Below are 344 nucleotides of genomic sequence, written 5' to 3'. Positions count from 1 at the left end.
GCGTGCCAGGGGCGGTGCGTCGCATCGGGTTCAGGGCATTGCCGTGCTTTCGCGGTGCCCGGCGCGGACGTTTGGCCGGTGGTGCGGCTCGGGTATGTCATGTGCGCAGCGTTGCGACCGTCGTGGAGGTGAAACATGAGCACGCACCAGCAGGTACCCAGCCGGAATGTGCACCGGTCCAGAGTCCCTTCGGAAATGTCCGGCAATGCGCGTCACGCCGCGCTGGTGTGGGCGGCCCGGTATCAGGCAGCGGTGCTCGAGGCCGATCAGTTGCGCGAGGCGATGCGGTCGCGCGCGGTCATCGAGCAGGCCAAGGGTGTGCTGATGGCACAGCGTGGCTGCTC

1 protein-coding gene is annotated in these 344 nt (G+C 68.0%); it reads left to right on the top strand.

The genetic code is table 11. The features are described 5' to 3' along the window. Window positions 1-135 precede the first annotated feature (135 nt). On the top strand, window positions 136-344 hold a 209-nt coding region (locus tag CF165_RS53765), incomplete at its 3' end, for an ANTAR domain-containing protein (RefSeq protein WP_143268996.1).

It is taken from the genome of Amycolatopsis vastitatis (assembly GCF_002234595.1).
In the GTDB taxonomy this organism is placed as follows: Bacteria; Actinomycetota; Actinomycetes; order Mycobacteriales; family Pseudonocardiaceae; genus Amycolatopsis; species Amycolatopsis vastitatis.
The sequence above is the reverse complement of the archived record's forward strand: the minus strand, read 5'-3'. Positions and strand labels throughout refer to the sequence as shown.